This window comes from Sphingobium sufflavum (genome assembly GCF_021403115.1).
In the GTDB taxonomy this organism is placed as follows: Bacteria; Pseudomonadota; Alphaproteobacteria; order Sphingomonadales; family Sphingomonadaceae; genus Sphingobium; species Sphingobium sufflavum.
This window is the reverse complement of sequence record NZ_JAJSSH010000007.1, coordinates 19,100-33,786: the sequence shown is the minus strand read 5'-3', so window position 1 is coordinate 33,786 and position 14,687 is coordinate 19,100. Positions and strand designations below refer to the sequence as shown.

The following is a 14,687-nucleotide window of genomic DNA, read 5'->3' as shown; positions in this document are numbered from 1 at the left end:
AGCTATGATGTTGGAAGGGAAGGGTGAAAATGGGCATGGAAACGGGCATTTGGGGCCGGCGCAAAAAGGGCTTTTTGGTTGGTATAGTTGTAATGTCCGCCCTGACGCCGGGCGCCGTTTTGGCCCAGCCCGCGGCCCCCGCGGCGGAACGCCCCGCGCCCGACTGCGCGCTGGTGCGGGTCGCCTTGCCGCCCGAATTATCCGGTTGGTCGAACCGCTCTCTCGCCCCGGCGGCGAAGGACAGGGCGGGGTTGGGCCGGGCGGTGCTGACCGTCGGGCAGGCGGTGGATGCCACGCTCCGCCGCACCGCAGATGTCCGCTATCTCCTGCGCCCGGAAAAGCCCGGTGGCTCGGTCAGCTATGGCGGCCTGTTCACCTTTACCGTGAAGCAGCCGGGCCTCTACCGGGTGGCGCTGGGGTCCGGTGCGTGGATCGACCTGTTGCGCGACGGCAAGGCGGTTGCCTCCACCGCCCATGGCCATGGCCCGGAGTGTTCGGGCGTCCGCAAGATGGTGGACTTCCCGCTCACCCCCGGCCGCCATGTGCTGCAACTGGCCGCGAACGGCGCGGAAAGCTTGCCGGTGATGATCGCGCGACTGCCCTGACATGCACGCACAATGGGCGGGCCTGATCGCGGCGCTGCTGCTGACGACGGGCGTCGGTGGCGCGGCTGCGCCCGGATGGCGATGGGATTGCCGGTGGGTATCACTGCGCCGCCGGTGCCCGCCGACAATGGCATGACGGCGGCGCGGGTCGAACTGGGGCGGCGGCTCTTCTATGATGCGGACCTGTCGGTGGACGGCACTATGGCCTGTTCGGCCTGCCATGAGCAGAAGCGCGCCTTTGCCGACGGCAACCGCACGCGCCCCGGCGTGCATGGCGATCCGGGGCGGCGCAATGTGCAGGGCCTCGCCAATGTCGGCTGGCTTGCCCCGCTGACCTGGGCCGATCCGCGCCAGACGACGCTGGAGATGCAGTTGCTGGTCCCCTTGCTGGGCGAGCATCCGGTCGAGATGGGGATGAAGGGGCAGGAGGCGGAGATCGCCGCCCGGCTCTCTCGCGATCCCTGTTATGTAAGGCAATTCGCGAAGGCCTTTCCCAAGGAGCGGGGCGCCATCGGCATGGCGACGGTGGCGAAGGCAATTGCAGCGTTCGAGCGGACGCTGATCTCCTTCGGCAGCCCCTACGACCGGGGCGCATTGTCGGATGAAGCGCGCAGGGGTGCGGCGCTGTTCGCGCCAGCCTGTGCCGGGTGCCATGCCGGGCCACATTTCACCGACGGGGCCTTCCATCGTCTGGAAGCGCCCGTTGCCGGGGAGCGGGGATTGGGCGAAGCGACCGGACGGGTCGAGGACGACGGTCGTTTTCGTACGCCGGGTCTGCGGAATGTGGCGCTGACCGCCCCCTATTTCCATGATGGCCTGTCAGGCGGGCTGGCGGAGGCGATCGACCGCCATCGTCTGGGCATTGTCGGGACCGATCGAGCCGCGATCATCTCCTTTTTGGAGGCGCTGACCGACCAGGATTTCGTTACCGATCCTCGCCTGTCCATGCCGGACCGGGCGTGCGGAAGGCGGCTATAGTGGCACGATGGTGGTGGCCAGCCGCTCCACCTCCGCCCGGTCGTGGCTGACGTAGAGGATGGGCAGTTTTAACTCGTCACGGATGCGTTCGATGACGGTCATGATCTCCTCCCGCCGGGCGGCGTCGAGGGAGGCGAGCGGCTCGTCCATCAGCAGGAAGCGGGGGGAGGAGAGGAGGGCGCGGCCGATGGCGACGCGCTGCGCTTCGCCGCCGGACAGGGTGTGGGGCAAGCGGTCGAGGAGGGCGCCGATGCCGAGGAAGGCGACCGCCTCGTCCAGGGTCATCCAGCGATCCCCCTGCGCGACCCGCTGCACGCCATAGAGGAGGTTCGCCCGGACACGGCAGTGGGGAAAAAGGCGGCCGTCCTGAAAGACATAGCCCGCGCGGCGGCGTTCCGGGCGCAGGTCGGCGCGGCGGGCGGCATCGAACAGCGTCTCGCCCGCGACCCTGATATGCCCCTCGTCCGGGCGGAGGAGGCCCGCGACCATGTTGAGGATGCTGGTCTTTCCCGCGCCCGATGGGCCAAAGAGCGCGGTCAGGCCCGGATCCGCGCGCAGCGTCAGGCGGATGGAGGCGTCGCCGAGGCGGCGGCTGACGTCGATGTCGAACGCGAGGGGGGCGGGATGCGCGGGGTCAGAGGACATGGCCGCCCCGTCCCGATCCGGCGCGGCGGGCCAGTATCTCCGATATCATCAGCGCGGCGAGCGATAGCAGCGCCGCGATGAAGGCGAGACGGGTGACGGTCTGCTCGCCGCCGGGCATCTGGAGCGCGCTGTAGATGGCGAGGGGCAGGGTGCGTGTCTCGCCGGGGATATTGGAGACGAAGGTGATCGTCGCGCCAAATTCACCGATGGAGCGGGCGAAACCCAGCACCGCGCCGGCCAGCACGCCGGGCAGGGACAGCGGCAGGGTGATGGTCAGGAAGGTGCGGACTGGGCCTGCGCCCAGCGTACGTGCCGCTCCCTCCAGCCGCCGGTCGACCGCTTCGAGGGAGAGGCGGATGGCGCGAACCATCAGGGGGAGCGCCATGATAGCGGCAGCGAGCGCGGCTCCGGTCCAGCGGAACATGAAGGTGAGTTCGAATGTCTCGGCGAAGAAACGCCCCGCCGGGCCGTTATTGCCGAACGCCAGCAGCAGCAGCCAGCCCGTCACCACCGGCGGCAGGACGAGCGGCAGGTGGACGATGCCGTCGAGCAGCAGCTTGCCCGGAAAGCGGACGCGGGCGAGCAGCCAGGCGAAGAGGAAGGCGACCGGCATCGTGCCCGCCACAGCAACCCCGCCGACCTTGAGCGACAGGGTGATGATCTCCCATTCCTCCGGACTGAGCAGCGCCATGTTATCGGGGCGTGAAGCCGTAGCGGGCGAAGATCGCCTTACCCTCGCGCGAGATCAGGAAGCGGCGAAAGGATTCGGCGTCGCGGCTGGTCGCGCTTTTCAGGACGGCGATGGGATAGGTGATCGGCGGGTGGCTGCTGGCGGGGAAGGTGCCGATGACGCGGACGCCCTTCGACGCCAGCGCGTCGGTGGCATAGACGATGCCGAGTGGTGCCTCTCCCCGTTCGACCAGGGCGAGGGCGGCGCGGACATTCTCGGCGCGGGCGACGCGCGGCTCGACGCTGGACCAGACGCCGAGGGCGGTGAGCGCGGCCTTGCCATATTTGCCCGCGGGAACGGAGTCCGGGTCGGCCATGGCGAGGCGGCCGGTGCCGAGCGCGGCGGCGAGGGGGAATTTGCGGCGGATGGTCAATTTTACAGGATGACCAACCGAAGCCACTAAAACGAGCCTGTTGGAAATGTAGGACAGGCGCGTGCCGGGGCGCAGCAGTCCCTTGGCCGCGACATCGTCCATCCACGGTTCGTCGGCGGAGATGAAGAGGTCGGCGGGCGCGCCCGACCCGATCTGCCGGGCGAGGGCGGAGGAGGCGGCGAAGGAGAGGATGGGACGGGGATGGCGGCGGGCGGTCCAGACGTCCGCCGCGGCGGTCAGGGATTCCTGGAGGCTGGCGGCGGCGAGGACCAGAGGCCCCTTCGACGGCGCCGCACCGCCCTGCGCCCCGGCGGGAGCGACGCCCGCCAGCAGCACCAGGAGGAACAGGCAAAGGCGGCTGGCCCTGTGGCGCATGTCGATACGGTTCATGTCGGTCCCCAAGGGTCGCTGTTTTTCGCTATATACAGCGTATGGGCGACGATGCCAGAGGCGTGGATGACGGGATGACGGGATGACGGGATGACGGGATGACGGGATGACGGGATGACGGGATGACGGGATGACGGGATGACGGAGGGGCAGAGAGCCGACCGATCAACCCTTCTGCGACGGTTTGGGCCGGGGCAGCATCGCTGCGCGCAGGCTGTCCCATGCCGCGCCTTCCGCGGCGGCGGCGATGCGGGCTTCCAGGTCGCGATAGTGCGCCGCCACAGTCTGGCCAAGGTCGGTGAGCCGCGCCCCGCCGCCCTGCGTGCCGCCCGCCGCCGTTTCCACCAGCGGCGTGACCCAGCAGCGGTTCATCGTGTCGACCAGCATCCATGTCCGCCGATAGCTCATCCCCAGCGCGCGCCCGGCGGCGGAGATGGAGCCTTCCCGCGCGATCGCCTCCAGCAGGGCCACCTTGCCCGGCCCCATCGCGATGTCCTCGCCACAATAAAGGCGGGTGCGGATGGAGAGGGTGGGCGCGGGATCGCTGGAATCGGTGGGGTCGGTCGGCATGGCTTTCCTCCTACCGAAAGATCGGGGGGGAGGCCATCGGGGACAGGAGGATGTGACAGTGGAGCGTGACGGGCCGTAATCACGCGAGACAGGGAAACAAGGCAGGGAAGCGGGTTGCGGGGTATTCGCGCAGAATGGCCAATGCTGCGATTGCTTCGCAACAACGATCCGTTGCGGGTTGCAACGGGCGGCGGCCGGGCGTAGGTGTTGCAGCGCAACAGGGAGATCAAGGCGTGCGGTTCCGGTCAACAATTGTGAGTGGCGCGCTTCTCCTGAGTGCATGCGGTGGCGGCGAAGCCCCGCCCGCGCCGCCCCCGCCGCAGGTGACGGTCGCGACCCCGCTCCAGCGGGACGTGGTGGACTGGGACGACTACACCGGCCGGTTCGAAGCGCCGCAGGATGTGGAGATTCGCCCGCGCGTCAACGGCGTCATCACCGCCATTCATTTCAGCAACGGGCAGGATGTGCAGGCCGGGCAGGCGCTGTTCACCATCGACCCGCGCCCCTATCGCGCCACGCTGGAACAGGCGCGCGCGCAGGTCGCCCGTGCGGAAGCGGCCGCCGCCAACGCCCGGCAGGTGACGCAGCGCAGCCGCGCGCTGGCCGCTGCGCAGGCGGTGAGCAAAGAGGAACTGGAAGCCAATATTGCAACGCAGCGCAGTGCGGAGGCCGATCTGGCCGCCGCCCGCGCGGCGGTGAGCGGCGCCGGCCTGAATGTCGGTTTCACCACGGTCCGCGCGCCGTTCAGCGGTCGTATTTCGGACCGGCGGGTCAGCCTGGGCGATTCGGTGAAGGATGGGGACACGGTGCTGACCCGGCTCGTCTCGCTCGACCCGATCTGGTTCACCTTTGAAGGCGCGGAATCCTTTTATCTCAAGAATTTGCGGCAGGCCGCGCGGGGGGAGCGCGGATCGTCTCGCAACACCGCCAACCCCATCGAAATCCAGCTTGCCGACGAGAGCGGCTATCGCTGGCGGGGTCATATGACCTTCCTCGACAATAATATCGACCCGAACAGCGGCACGATCCGCGCGCGTGCGGTGCTGCCCAATCCCAAGCGGTTTCTGACGCCCGGCATGTTCGGCCGGGCGCGGCTGCTGGGGTCGGGCACGTACAAGGCGCTGCTGGTGCCGGACGAGGCGATCGTGACCGACCAGACGCGGCGGCTGATCTATGTCGTCAATCGCGAGAACAAGGCTGCCACCCGGCTGGTGGAGGTCGGCGCGAGCGTCGAGGGCCTGCGAATCATCAGGGGCGGGCTGGCGCCCACCGACCTGATCGTGCTGGACGGCATCGGCCGGGTGCGCCCCGGCGCGCCGGTGACGCCGAAGCGCGGCCAGATCAAGCCCCGGCCGGAGGCGCAGGCGGCGCCGACATCGCCGTTGCAGGAACCATCATCCGGTCAGGCGACCGCCGGCGCGGCAGGAGCGCAATAGTCCCATGAACCTGCCGCATTTTTTCATCCGGCGGCCGATCTTTGCCGCCGTGCTGTCGATCCTGATCGCGATCGTCGGCGCGCTGGCCTATCCCACGCTGCCCGTCGCGCAATATCCCGACATCGCGCCGCCGACGGTGACGGTGAACGCCTCCTACCCCGGCGCATCGGCGGAAACGCTGGCTGAGACGGTGGCCGCTCCGCTGGAGCAGGCGATCAACGGCGTGCAGGGCATGATCTATATGTCCTCCTCCTCCACCGCCAATGGCGCGGTGACGATGGTGGTCAGTTTCGGTCAGGGCACCGACGTCGATCAGGCGCAGGTGCTGGTGCAGAACCGCGTGACCAGCGCGGAACCGCGACTGCCGGAGGAAGTGCGGCGCATCGGCGTGAAGGTGGAGAAATCCTCGCCCGACCTGCTGCTCGTCGCCTTCTTCCGATCGCCCGACAAGTCTTTGGATCTGGGCTATATTTCCAATTATGTGAACGTCAATGTGCTGGACCGGGTGGCCCGTGTGCAGGGCGTGGGTCAGGCGCAGCTCAACGGTGGCCGCGATTATAGTATGCGGGTGTGGATCGACCCCGGCCTGGCCGCCGCGCGCGACATGACGGTGGACGAGGTGGTGAACGCCATCCGCCAGCAGAATGTGCAGGTCGCCGCCGGTACGGTCGGCGCGCCGCCCTATGGCAAGGGCGGGGCCTCCGCCTTCGAACTGGGCGTGCAGACGCAGGGACGGCTGGGCACGCCCAAGGAATTTGAGCAGGTCATCATCAAGCGCGACGACACGGGCCGGCTGACGCGGCTGCGCGATGTGGCGCGGGTCGAGCTGGGCGCGCAGGATTATGGCATCAACAGCTATCTGGGCAAGGAGAACGCCATTGCGATGGGCGTGTCGCAGTTGCCCGGCTCCAACGCGCTGGAGACGGCGTCCGCGGTGCGCGCCGCGCTGAAGGAAGCGGCAAAGGATTTCCCGCCGGGACTGGTCTATTCCGTCGATTACGACCCGACCGAATATATCAGCGAGTCCATCTCCGCCGTGCAGCACACGCTGATCGAGGCGATCATCCTGGTGTCGCTGGTCGTGTTGCTGTTCCTGCAAAGCTGGCGCGCGGCGATCATTCCGATCCTGGCGATCCCGATCTCGCTGATCGGGGCGCTGGCCGCGCTGGCCGCGTTCGGCTATTCGCTCAACAATCTGTCGCTGTTCGGGCTGGTGCTGGCCATCGGCATCGTGGTCGACGACGCCATCGTCGTGATCGAGAATGTCGAGCGGCTGATGGAGGAGGAGGGGCTCTCCCCCGCCGACGCCGCGCACAAGACGATGGACGAGGTGTCGGGCGCGCTGATCGCCATCGCGCTGGTGCTGGTCGGCGTGTTCCTGCCCACCGCCTTCATCCCCGGCATTTCGGGGCAATTCTACCAGCAGTTCGCGATCACCATCTCGTCCGCGACGCTGATCTCCGCCTTCGTGTCGCTGACCCTGTCGCCCGCCCTGTCGGCGATGATCCTGCGGCCGCGCGGCGATGTGCATGGCCATGGTGTGGTCAAGCCGGGCTGGCGCGGGTGGGGCACGCGCTTCGCCAATCGCTTCAACGCCGGGTTCGACTGGCTGTCCGACCGGTATGGCCGGGTGACGGCAAAGCTGGTGCGGATGCTGGCGATGGTCGGCATCGTCTATCTGCTGCTGATCGCGCTGGCGGGTTGGCGTTTCTGGGCGACGCCGACGGGCTTCATCCCGCCGCAGGACCAGGGCTATCTGATCGGGGCGGTGCAGTTGCCGCCCGGCTCCTCGCTCCAGCGCACCGACGCGGTGATGCAGGACGCGATCAGCCGTGCGCTGAAGGTGCCGGGCGTGCATAATGCGGCGGGCTTTGCGGGTCTCGACGGGGCCAGCTTTGCCGCGGCGCCCAATGCAGGCGTCATCTTCTTCGTGCTGTCCCCCCATGGCGAGCGCAAGCAGACCGCGACCGACGTGCAGAATGCGCTCTATGGCACCTTTGGCGAGATCAAGGGCGGCGACATCCTCGTCATCGCCCCGCCGCCGGTCGCCGGCATCGGCACGGGCGGCGGTTTCAAGATGATGATCGAGGATCGCGGCGGCAAGGGCTATGCCGAGCTGGCGCGCGTCTCCACCCAGATGATGATGGAGGCGAACCAGCTCCAGCCGGTCGCGGGTGCCTTTGCGCTGTTCAACACGGGCACGCCGCGCCTGTCGGCCGACATCGACCGCGAACGGGCGGAGCGGATGGGCGTTCCGGTGCAGAATATCTTCTCCACCCTCAACGCCTATCTGGGGTCGGCCTATGTCAACGACTTCAACTTCCTGGGCCGCACCTATCGCGTGACGGCGCAGGCGGACGCAGCCTATCGCGACGATCCGTCGGATATTCAGGTGCTGAAAACCCGCTCTGCATCCGGCGCGATGGTGCCGATGAGCAGCGTGATGGCGCTGAAGAATGACGCCGGGCCGTATCGTGTCGTGCGTTACAACCTGCATCCCGCCGCGGAATTGCAGGGCGACACCAAGCCGGGCTTCTCCACCGGCGAGACATTGGGCGCGATGGAGCAGCTGGCCGACCGCGTGCTGCCCGCCGGTTTCGCCTATGAATGGACGGAGCTGGCGTTCGAGCAGAAGCAGGCGGGCAACACGGGCCTGATCGCCTTTGCGCTGGCCGTGGTGTTCGTCTTCCTGCTGCTGGCGGCGCTGTACGAGAGTCTGGTGCTGCCGCTGGCGGTGATCCTGATCGTGCCGATGTGCCTGCTGGCGGCGATATTGGGCGTCAATGTGATGGGTATGGACAATAATATCCTGACCCAGATCGGCCTTGTCGTGCTGATCGGCCTGGCGGCGAAGAATGCGATCCTGATCGTCGAATTTTCCAAACAGGGCGAGGATGAGGGACTGAGCATCCGCGACGCCGCCGTGCGGGCGGCGCACCAGCGGCTGCGGCCGATCCTGATGACCTCCATCGCCTTCATCCTGGGCGTGCTGCCGCTGGTCATCAGCAGCGGCGCAGGGTCGGAGATGCGGCAGGCGCTGGGCGTGGCGGTCTTCTTTGGCATGATCGGCGTGACCATATTCGGGCTGGTCTTCACGCCCGCCTTCTACGTCATCAGCCGCTCGCTGGGCGAAGGGTTGGCGAAGCGGTTCCACCGGGGCAAATATAAGCGGGCGGCCGTGGCGCCGGAGGCAGGCGAATGAAGCGGGTTGCGCTGATCCTCTCGATGCTGCTGACCGGTTGTGCGGTCGGCCCGCGCTATGAACGGCCGCAGGCGCCCGGCGAGGGTGCGGGCAAGCCTGTCGCCTTTGTCGATCCCGGCGTGACCAAGGTCGCGACCGGCCCGGCGGAGGGGCAATGGTGGCGGCTGTTCCGCGACCCGGCGCTGGACCGGCTGGTGCGGGACGCACTGACCTATAACACCGACGTGCGGCAGGCGTCGGCCAATCTGCGCCGCGCGCGCGCGTTATTGTCGGAGTCGCGCACGGGGCGCCTGCCCACCACGAACCTGTCGGCGGGCTATACGCGCCAGCGGGTCGGGGCGGAGCAACTGGGCACGCAAGGCGGCGCATCGGGCGGCACCGGCGGGATCACGGGCTTTGAATTCGACTATTTTACCGTCGGGCTGGACGCCGCCTATGAGGTCGACCTGTTCGGCCGGGTGAGCCGGTCGGTCGAGGCGGCGCGGGCGGATGCGGGCGCGGCGGCGGCGGCGCTGGACGGCGCGCGGGTCGCGGTGGCGGCGGAGACGGCGCGCACCTATGCGCAGGCGTGCAGCTTTGCCGCGCAGGCGGAGGTGGCGCGCGAGACGGCGCGGTTACAGGACCGCACGCTGGACCTGACGCGGCGGCTGGCGGAAGCGGGCCGGGGCACGCGGCGCGATGTCGATCAGGCGGTCGTGTTGGCGGAACGGGCACGGGCGAGCGTGCCAACCTATGAAGCGGAGAGGCGATCCGCCCTCTACGCGCTGGCCACGCTGACGGGGCGCACCCCGGCGGAGGTCGATGCGGACGCCAGCCAGTGCAGGACGCCGCCGGCCGTCACGACGCTGATCCCGGTCGGTGATGGCGCGGCGCTGCTGGCGCGGCGCGCGGACGTGCGCGAGGCGGAACGGACATTGGCGGCGGAGACGGCGCGCATCGGCGTGGCCACGGCGGCGCTGTTCCCGTCGATCAAATTGATGGGATCGGTCTCGCTGGGCGCGACCGACATCGACAATCTGGGCAAGGCGTCCTCGTTCAACTTCTCGGCCGGGCCGCTGATAAGCTGGAGCTTTCCCAATATCGGCGTCGCGCGGGCGCGGATCAAACAGGCGCGGGCGAGCGCGGATGCGTCGCTGGCGGTGTTCGACGGCACGGTGCTGACCGCGCTGAAAGAGGTGGAGCAGGCGTTGGCCCGCTATGCCGCCGCGATCGAGGCAAATGGCGGCCTGCGCCGTGCGGAGGCGGCGGCGAGCAGCGCGGCGAGGATTGCGGAACTGCGCTTCAACGAAGGGCGCGACAGCTTCCTGCAACGTCTGGATGCGGAGCGTGACCGGGCGACGGCGCGGGGCGCGCTGGCCCAGTCCGATGCGGATCTGGCGGAGGCGCAGGTGGCGTTGTTCAAGGCGCTGGGCGGCGGCTGGGAAGGCGCGGGCCAGCCGGAACGACGCTGACCATGGCGCGCGAGCGGCGGGGAATGGGCGCGACGTCGGCCGTGCCGGTGCGCTGCGTCCGGGATAGGGCGGCATGACCGTCCGATCCCCCTGCATCGGCGCGTGCCGGATCGCGCCGGACACCGGCTGGTGCGTCGGTTGCGCGCGGACATTGGCCGAGATTACTGCGTGGGGTGGAGCGGGCGACGCATGGCGGGCAACGGTCGTGGCCGCCCTGCCGGATCGACTCGGACGGGCGGCGTCCCGAAACGGTTCGTCCGTTAACCAAAAAACTTCACTTGCAATCAAGTCGCAATAGCGTAAATTTCGAGTCTCTGGGAGAGACTCGAATGGTCGTTTGCATTTGCAATGTTATCCGGGAAAAAGACATCCGGGAAACCGCCCGAAAAGGCATTTCCGATGTGTGTGACGTCTATGCTCACCTCGGCTGTGAACCGAATTGCTGCCAATGTTTATCATTCGCAGAGCAGATAATCGACGAGGAATGTCGCGTCGCGGCCTGATTTTTCGGGCTTTTCCCCTTTTGTGCATTGGCGAGATAGCCGCCAGCCGCTAAACAGCCGCTCTGTCTGTTTGGAGGTTTGGTTATGAAGGGCGACGCTCGTGTTGTTCAGTTCCTAAACGAGTCGCTCAAGAATGAGCTGACCGCGATCAACCAGTATTTTCTGCATTATCGTATGCTGAAGCATTGGGGCGTCGAGAAACTGGCGAAATATGAATATTCCGAATCCATCGACGAAATGAAGCATGCCGACCGCATCGCGGACCGCATCTTCTTCCTCGACGGCCTGCCCAATTTCCAGGATCTCGGTCGTCTGCGCATCGGCGAGACGGTGGAGGAAATCCTGAAGGCCGATCTGGCGCTGGAGATGGAGGCGCTGCCCCAGCTCAAGGAGGCCATCGCCTATTGTGAAGAGGTGCGCGATTTCGTGACGCGCGACCTGTTCAAGGACATCCTGGCGAGCGAGGAAGAGCATGTCGACACGATCGAACGGCAGTTCGACCTGATCGAGCGCATGGGCCTGCAAAACTACATCCAGCTCCAGTCGGAGGCGATCGAGGGCGAGTGATGGGCCGGGCCTGACCTGTCCGCGCCTGACCTGTCCGCGATGGTGCGGATGGGTGGCCTGAACCGCCGGTGAGGTGGATGGAAGGCGGGGCTTTGGCTCCGCCTTTTTCTTTGCGTGCGGGCGGCGGGCGGTGGATTGGCTCCATGAGTAATGGAGAGGCCGGGCTGCACGGGGATAGCCTCCCCCCCCAACAGGGCGCTGGTTCAGGCTGTGGGCGGGGGGAGGCTGCATGGTGGCCGGATTCGTTTGGGGTGCGTCCAGCCCTGTGTCATTCCGGTGAGACTGACATCCTTGTCGGCAGGAGGCGGGCTTGTCGGCAGGGGGCGGGCAGCCTCCCGCGATCCCGGTCTGCGTCTCGATGGGCGGCATGGGAAAGTGGACGGCATGATTTCCTGTATCTTTCCGTCCTGAAGCTGTTCCACCGCACTCTACGCCTATGCCTCCGTCCATGGTTGATGCCGGATGCGGCGCGGATAGGCGCCATCCCACCCGATCCCACGCAAAAGGCGCCCCGTCCCCACGGGAACGGAGCGCCTTTTGTTGGCGGTGGCCCGCGGCTTGTGCAGCGTGACCGATTGGACCCGAAGGGGGCGGGGTGTTAGGCCGCCAGCATGTCGGAAATGGGCGATACCCGATCCGTGGTCCGGCGGCGGCGCATGGCCGTGCCGATGGCGCCGAAGCCCAGGATCAGCATCATCCACGTTGCCGGTTCGGGAACCGCGGCGAAGGAGAAGGAGAAGATGTCGAAGCTCGACCCCGTCGTGGTACCGGCGGCCAGACCGTTGCGCTGGACGCGATCCATATAGGTGCTGCCGATGCGGAGCTGGTAGTTGCCACCCAGCAGGGTCGCGGTGAGGCTGCCCGATGCGTTGGGCGTGACCGCCTGGCTGAACGCGCCGCTGCCGCCGGTCAGGCTGATCGTGCTCAGGCTGGTGGCGACTGAGTTGGGGTCGAGCAGGTTGTAGTTGATGGTCAGCAGCGTCTTGCCGATGTTGCCGAAATTATAGGTGAAGGTGTAAGCGCCCGCCGCCGCGGCGCTGAGGATCGGGTTCGTCCGGGTGGAGCCGATCGCCTGCACGATGCCGGTGTTCGACGAGGCGGAGAAGACGCCCGACGCGGGCGATGCGAACGTCACCGACGTCAGGGTCGAAGATGAGGAGTCGATCGCCGCGGTGACGCCGATCTTGCCAGAAGCCGTCGCGGTGGCGGTGGTCGACAGCGTGGCGGGGAGGGTCTTCGATTTGACGGTCGACGACTTCGACTTTGTGTCGACCACATTCTTGACGTTGGTGTTCGCCGCGGAGGCCGCCGTCATGGCCACATTGGTGAAGATGATGGCTGCATGAGCCGGCATTGCAGCCCCGGCCGACGCCAGAAAAAGCGACGATCCAAGAAATAGTTTGTTCACGTCCAAACCCCCAAATAGGTTAAATCTATCCCCCGTTAGAAGGCCATGGCGGAATTTGCAGATTTCTAAAATGTAACATTTTGTTTCGTTCTGGAGATCATCCCTAATTTCCGCGCCATTACGACACAGCGATACAATGGGCGCGGAGTGGGCCGGAACGGAAAGGGTGCGCTAACAGTGGTTTGGCTACGGGGCAGCCCATGACAGCGCATAAGACGTGGATTTCCGGCGCGCGGAATCTTTTTTATGACTGCGTTGAGAAGGTGCTTTTTTGGCGCTGATCCGATTGACGGGCGGAGCAGGTCACGCCGAATCGGTATCGAAAGGTCAGAGAATAAAAAAGCAGGCGGGGAAAGGGTACTCGCAAGGTGCAAGCTGCACCTTTCCCCGCATTATGTCGTCCGGTTGGTGCCGGTTTTTCCCGGCGGCGTCCTCTCCTGACATATTTTCTACCGTCCGACGAAGGCGACCTTTACCTTGAATGAATGGCAAAAAAAAGGGCCTAACCGAGAAATCGGCCAGGCCCACGAGTTATAGGAGAGGATGCCTGAAAGGCATGGCCGTAAATAAGATGCTCTCAGTTTTTCGGCAAGTGCGAAACAAGCATTTTCGGTTGCAAAAAACGCAATCGGTAGAGATTGCGCCATGACTGTCTCGATCCTGAACAACGCTGCAAGAGACTGACAAGGTGCTATTATTTTTCGCAGCACCCGTGGCGACCGGTGAAATAGTCAACATGGTTGGTATTTTGCGGCGCGGTACAAGAGGGCGACCGATGAGGAGGGATGGGGTGATTTTTACGCCGCCCCGGACAGCGTTATTTTTTGCCGGGAGCGCGAAAATGCCGGGTCGACCACCCGTTTCGGCGTGAAATGTCGGCCCGGCGATTCGAATCAGATGGCGCTGCTGAACGTGTCGCAGGCGCTGGGGTCGCCCGATTCGAGGCCTTTCTTCAGCCAGCGCATCCTTTGCTCGCTGCTGCCATGGGTGAAGCTGTCGGGCATGGGGGTGCGGCCTGCGCCCTTTTGCAGCGTATCGTCGCCGATGGCCTGCGCGGCCTTCAACCCTTCCTCTATGTCGCCAGCCTCCATCAGGCCGGTCTCCCGGCCCCAGACCCCGGCGTAGCAGTCCGCCTGCAACTCCACCTTCACCTGCACGGCATTGGCCTCTGCGGAGCCGAGCCGGCGTTGCTCGCTGTTCGCCTTGGCCAGCACACCGGTGATGTCCTGGATATGATGGCCGACCTCATGCGCGATAACATAGGCCTGCGCGAAATCGCCGGGCGCGCCGAACCGCTGGGTCAGTTCGTCGAAGAAGCTGGTGTCGAGATAGACCTTCTTGTCGGTCGGGCAGTAGAATGGCCCCATCGCGGATTGCGCCGCGCCGCAGCCGGACATACCGCTCTGGTTATAAAAGACCAGAATGGTCGGCTCATATTTCTCGCCCGACTGCTGGAAGAGGCGGCCCCATGTCCGCTCCGTCGATCCCAGCACCTTGAGCGACCAGTGCTGGACCGGGGTGAGCTGTGCCGGGTCGCGCGATCCCTCGACCGCGGGGGAGCCGCCCGTGCCGCCCCCGCCCAGCATGGAGCCGAGATTGCCCAGCCCGCCGGTGACGGCGAGGATCAACAGCACGACCGCGATGCCGCCGCAGCCGAAGCGCGAACCGATCAGCGGCAGCAGCAGGCCCAGCATGCCGCCGCCCCCGCCGCCGAAACCGCCACCTCCGCCGCCCTGCTGAACCTCGAAATTGCTGCTTTCCTGTTCGTCGTCGAGGCGCATTGGGTCACTCCTTTCCTGCCTGTCTATGAGATGGGGGCGGGGATGGGA

The 14,687-nt window shown here is 66.4% G+C and carries 13 protein-coding genes; 7 read left to right on the top strand and 6 right to left on the bottom strand.

All coding sequences use genetic code 11. The annotated features are described in order from the left end of the window. The first annotated feature begins 92 nt into the window (after positions 1-92). Together LWE61_RS11475 and LWE61_RS11470 are read left to right on the top strand one after the other, a co-directional pair. A complete protein-coding gene (locus LWE61_RS11475) occupies positions 93-605 on the top strand; it encodes a homogentisate 1,2-dioxygenase (RefSeq protein WP_234150207.1) in 513 nt (170 codons plus the stop codon). Between the two features lie 93 nt (positions 606-698). Beyond that, positions 699-1,583: a cytochrome c peroxidase gene (locus LWE61_RS11470; RefSeq protein WP_326490636.1), complete on the top strand. Its 885-nt coding sequence runs from the start codon at positions 699-701 to the stop codon at positions 1,581-1,583. Here LWE61_RS11470 and LWE61_RS11465 read toward each other — a convergent pair. The 4 genes from LWE61_RS11465 to LWE61_RS11450 all read right to left on the bottom strand — a co-directional run bounded on the left by LWE61_RS11465 (position 1,578) and on the right by LWE61_RS11450 (position 4,291). Next, positions 1,578-2,228 (bottom strand): molybdenum ABC transporter ATP-binding protein, encoded by a 651-nt coding sequence (locus LWE61_RS11465; RefSeq protein ID WP_234150206.1) that lies wholly within the window; start codon positions 2,226-2,228, stop codon positions 1,578-1,580. The genes LWE61_RS11470 and LWE61_RS11465 overlap by 6 nt on opposite strands. Then, a complete protein-coding gene (gene modB / locus LWE61_RS11460; RefSeq protein WP_234150205.1) occupies positions 2,218-2,919 on the bottom strand; it encodes a molybdate ABC transporter permease subunit in 702 nt (233 codons plus the stop codon). The genes LWE61_RS11465 and modB overlap by 11 nt, the downstream gene beginning before the upstream one ends. Before the next feature lies 1 nt (position 2,920). After that, positions 2,921-3,721 carry a molybdate ABC transporter substrate-binding protein gene (gene modA, locus LWE61_RS11455; protein WP_234150204.1) on the bottom strand — a complete coding sequence of 267 codons (801 nt, stop codon included), beginning with the start codon at positions 3,719-3,721 and terminating at the stop codon, positions 2,921-2,923. A 165-nt stretch (positions 3,722-3,886) separates the two neighbouring features. Beyond that, positions 3,887-4,291 (bottom strand): winged helix-turn-helix domain-containing protein, encoded by a 405-nt coding sequence (locus LWE61_RS11450; protein WP_234150203.1) that lies wholly within the window; start codon positions 4,289-4,291, stop codon positions 3,887-3,889. Between the two features lie 233 nt (positions 4,292-4,524). Between LWE61_RS11450 and LWE61_RS11445 the strand changes: the two genes are divergently transcribed. The 5 genes from LWE61_RS11445 to bfr all read left to right on the top strand — a co-directional run bounded on the left by LWE61_RS11445 (position 4,525) and on the right by bfr (position 11,450). Then, a complete protein-coding gene (locus LWE61_RS11445; protein WP_234150202.1) occupies positions 4,525-5,727 on the top strand; it encodes an efflux RND transporter periplasmic adaptor subunit in 1,203 nt (400 codons plus the stop codon). A gap of 4 nt (positions 5,728-5,731) precedes the next feature. After that, on the top strand, positions 5,732-8,929 hold the full coding sequence (locus LWE61_RS11440; RefSeq protein ID WP_234150201.1) for an efflux RND transporter permease subunit: 3,198 nt from the start codon (positions 5,732-5,734) through the stop codon (positions 8,927-8,929). Next, positions 8,926-10,380, top strand: a complete 1,455-nt coding sequence (locus tag LWE61_RS11435) for an efflux transporter outer membrane subunit (protein ID WP_234150200.1) — start codon at positions 8,926-8,928, stop codon at positions 10,378-10,380. The genes LWE61_RS11440 and LWE61_RS11435 overlap by 4 nt, the downstream gene beginning before the upstream one ends. Before the next feature lie 73 nt (positions 10,381-10,453). Beyond that, positions 10,454-10,678 carry a DUF1289 domain-containing protein gene (locus LWE61_RS11430; protein WP_234150199.1) on the top strand — a complete coding sequence of 75 codons (225 nt, stop codon included), beginning with the start codon at positions 10,454-10,456 and terminating at the stop codon, positions 10,676-10,678. Between the two features lie 289 nt (positions 10,679-10,967). After that, positions 10,968-11,450 (top strand): bacterioferritin, encoded by a 483-nt coding sequence (gene bfr, locus LWE61_RS11420; protein ID WP_234150197.1) that lies wholly within the window; start codon positions 10,968-10,970, stop codon positions 11,448-11,450. A 598-nt stretch (positions 11,451-12,048) separates the two neighbouring features. Here bfr and LWE61_RS11415 read toward each other — a convergent pair. Together LWE61_RS11415 and ypfJ are read right to left on the bottom strand one after the other, a co-directional pair. Continuing rightward, positions 12,049-12,804: a PEPxxWA-CTERM sorting domain-containing protein gene (locus LWE61_RS11415; protein ID WP_234150196.1), complete on the bottom strand. Its 756-nt coding sequence runs from the start codon at positions 12,802-12,804 to the stop codon at positions 12,049-12,051. A 947-nt stretch (positions 12,805-13,751) separates the two neighbouring features. Further along, positions 13,752-14,639, bottom strand: a complete 888-nt coding sequence (gene ypfJ / locus LWE61_RS11410; RefSeq protein ID WP_234150195.1) for a KPN_02809 family neutral zinc metallopeptidase — start codon at positions 14,637-14,639, stop codon at positions 13,752-13,754. Between the last annotated feature and the right edge of the window lie 48 nt (positions 14,640-14,687).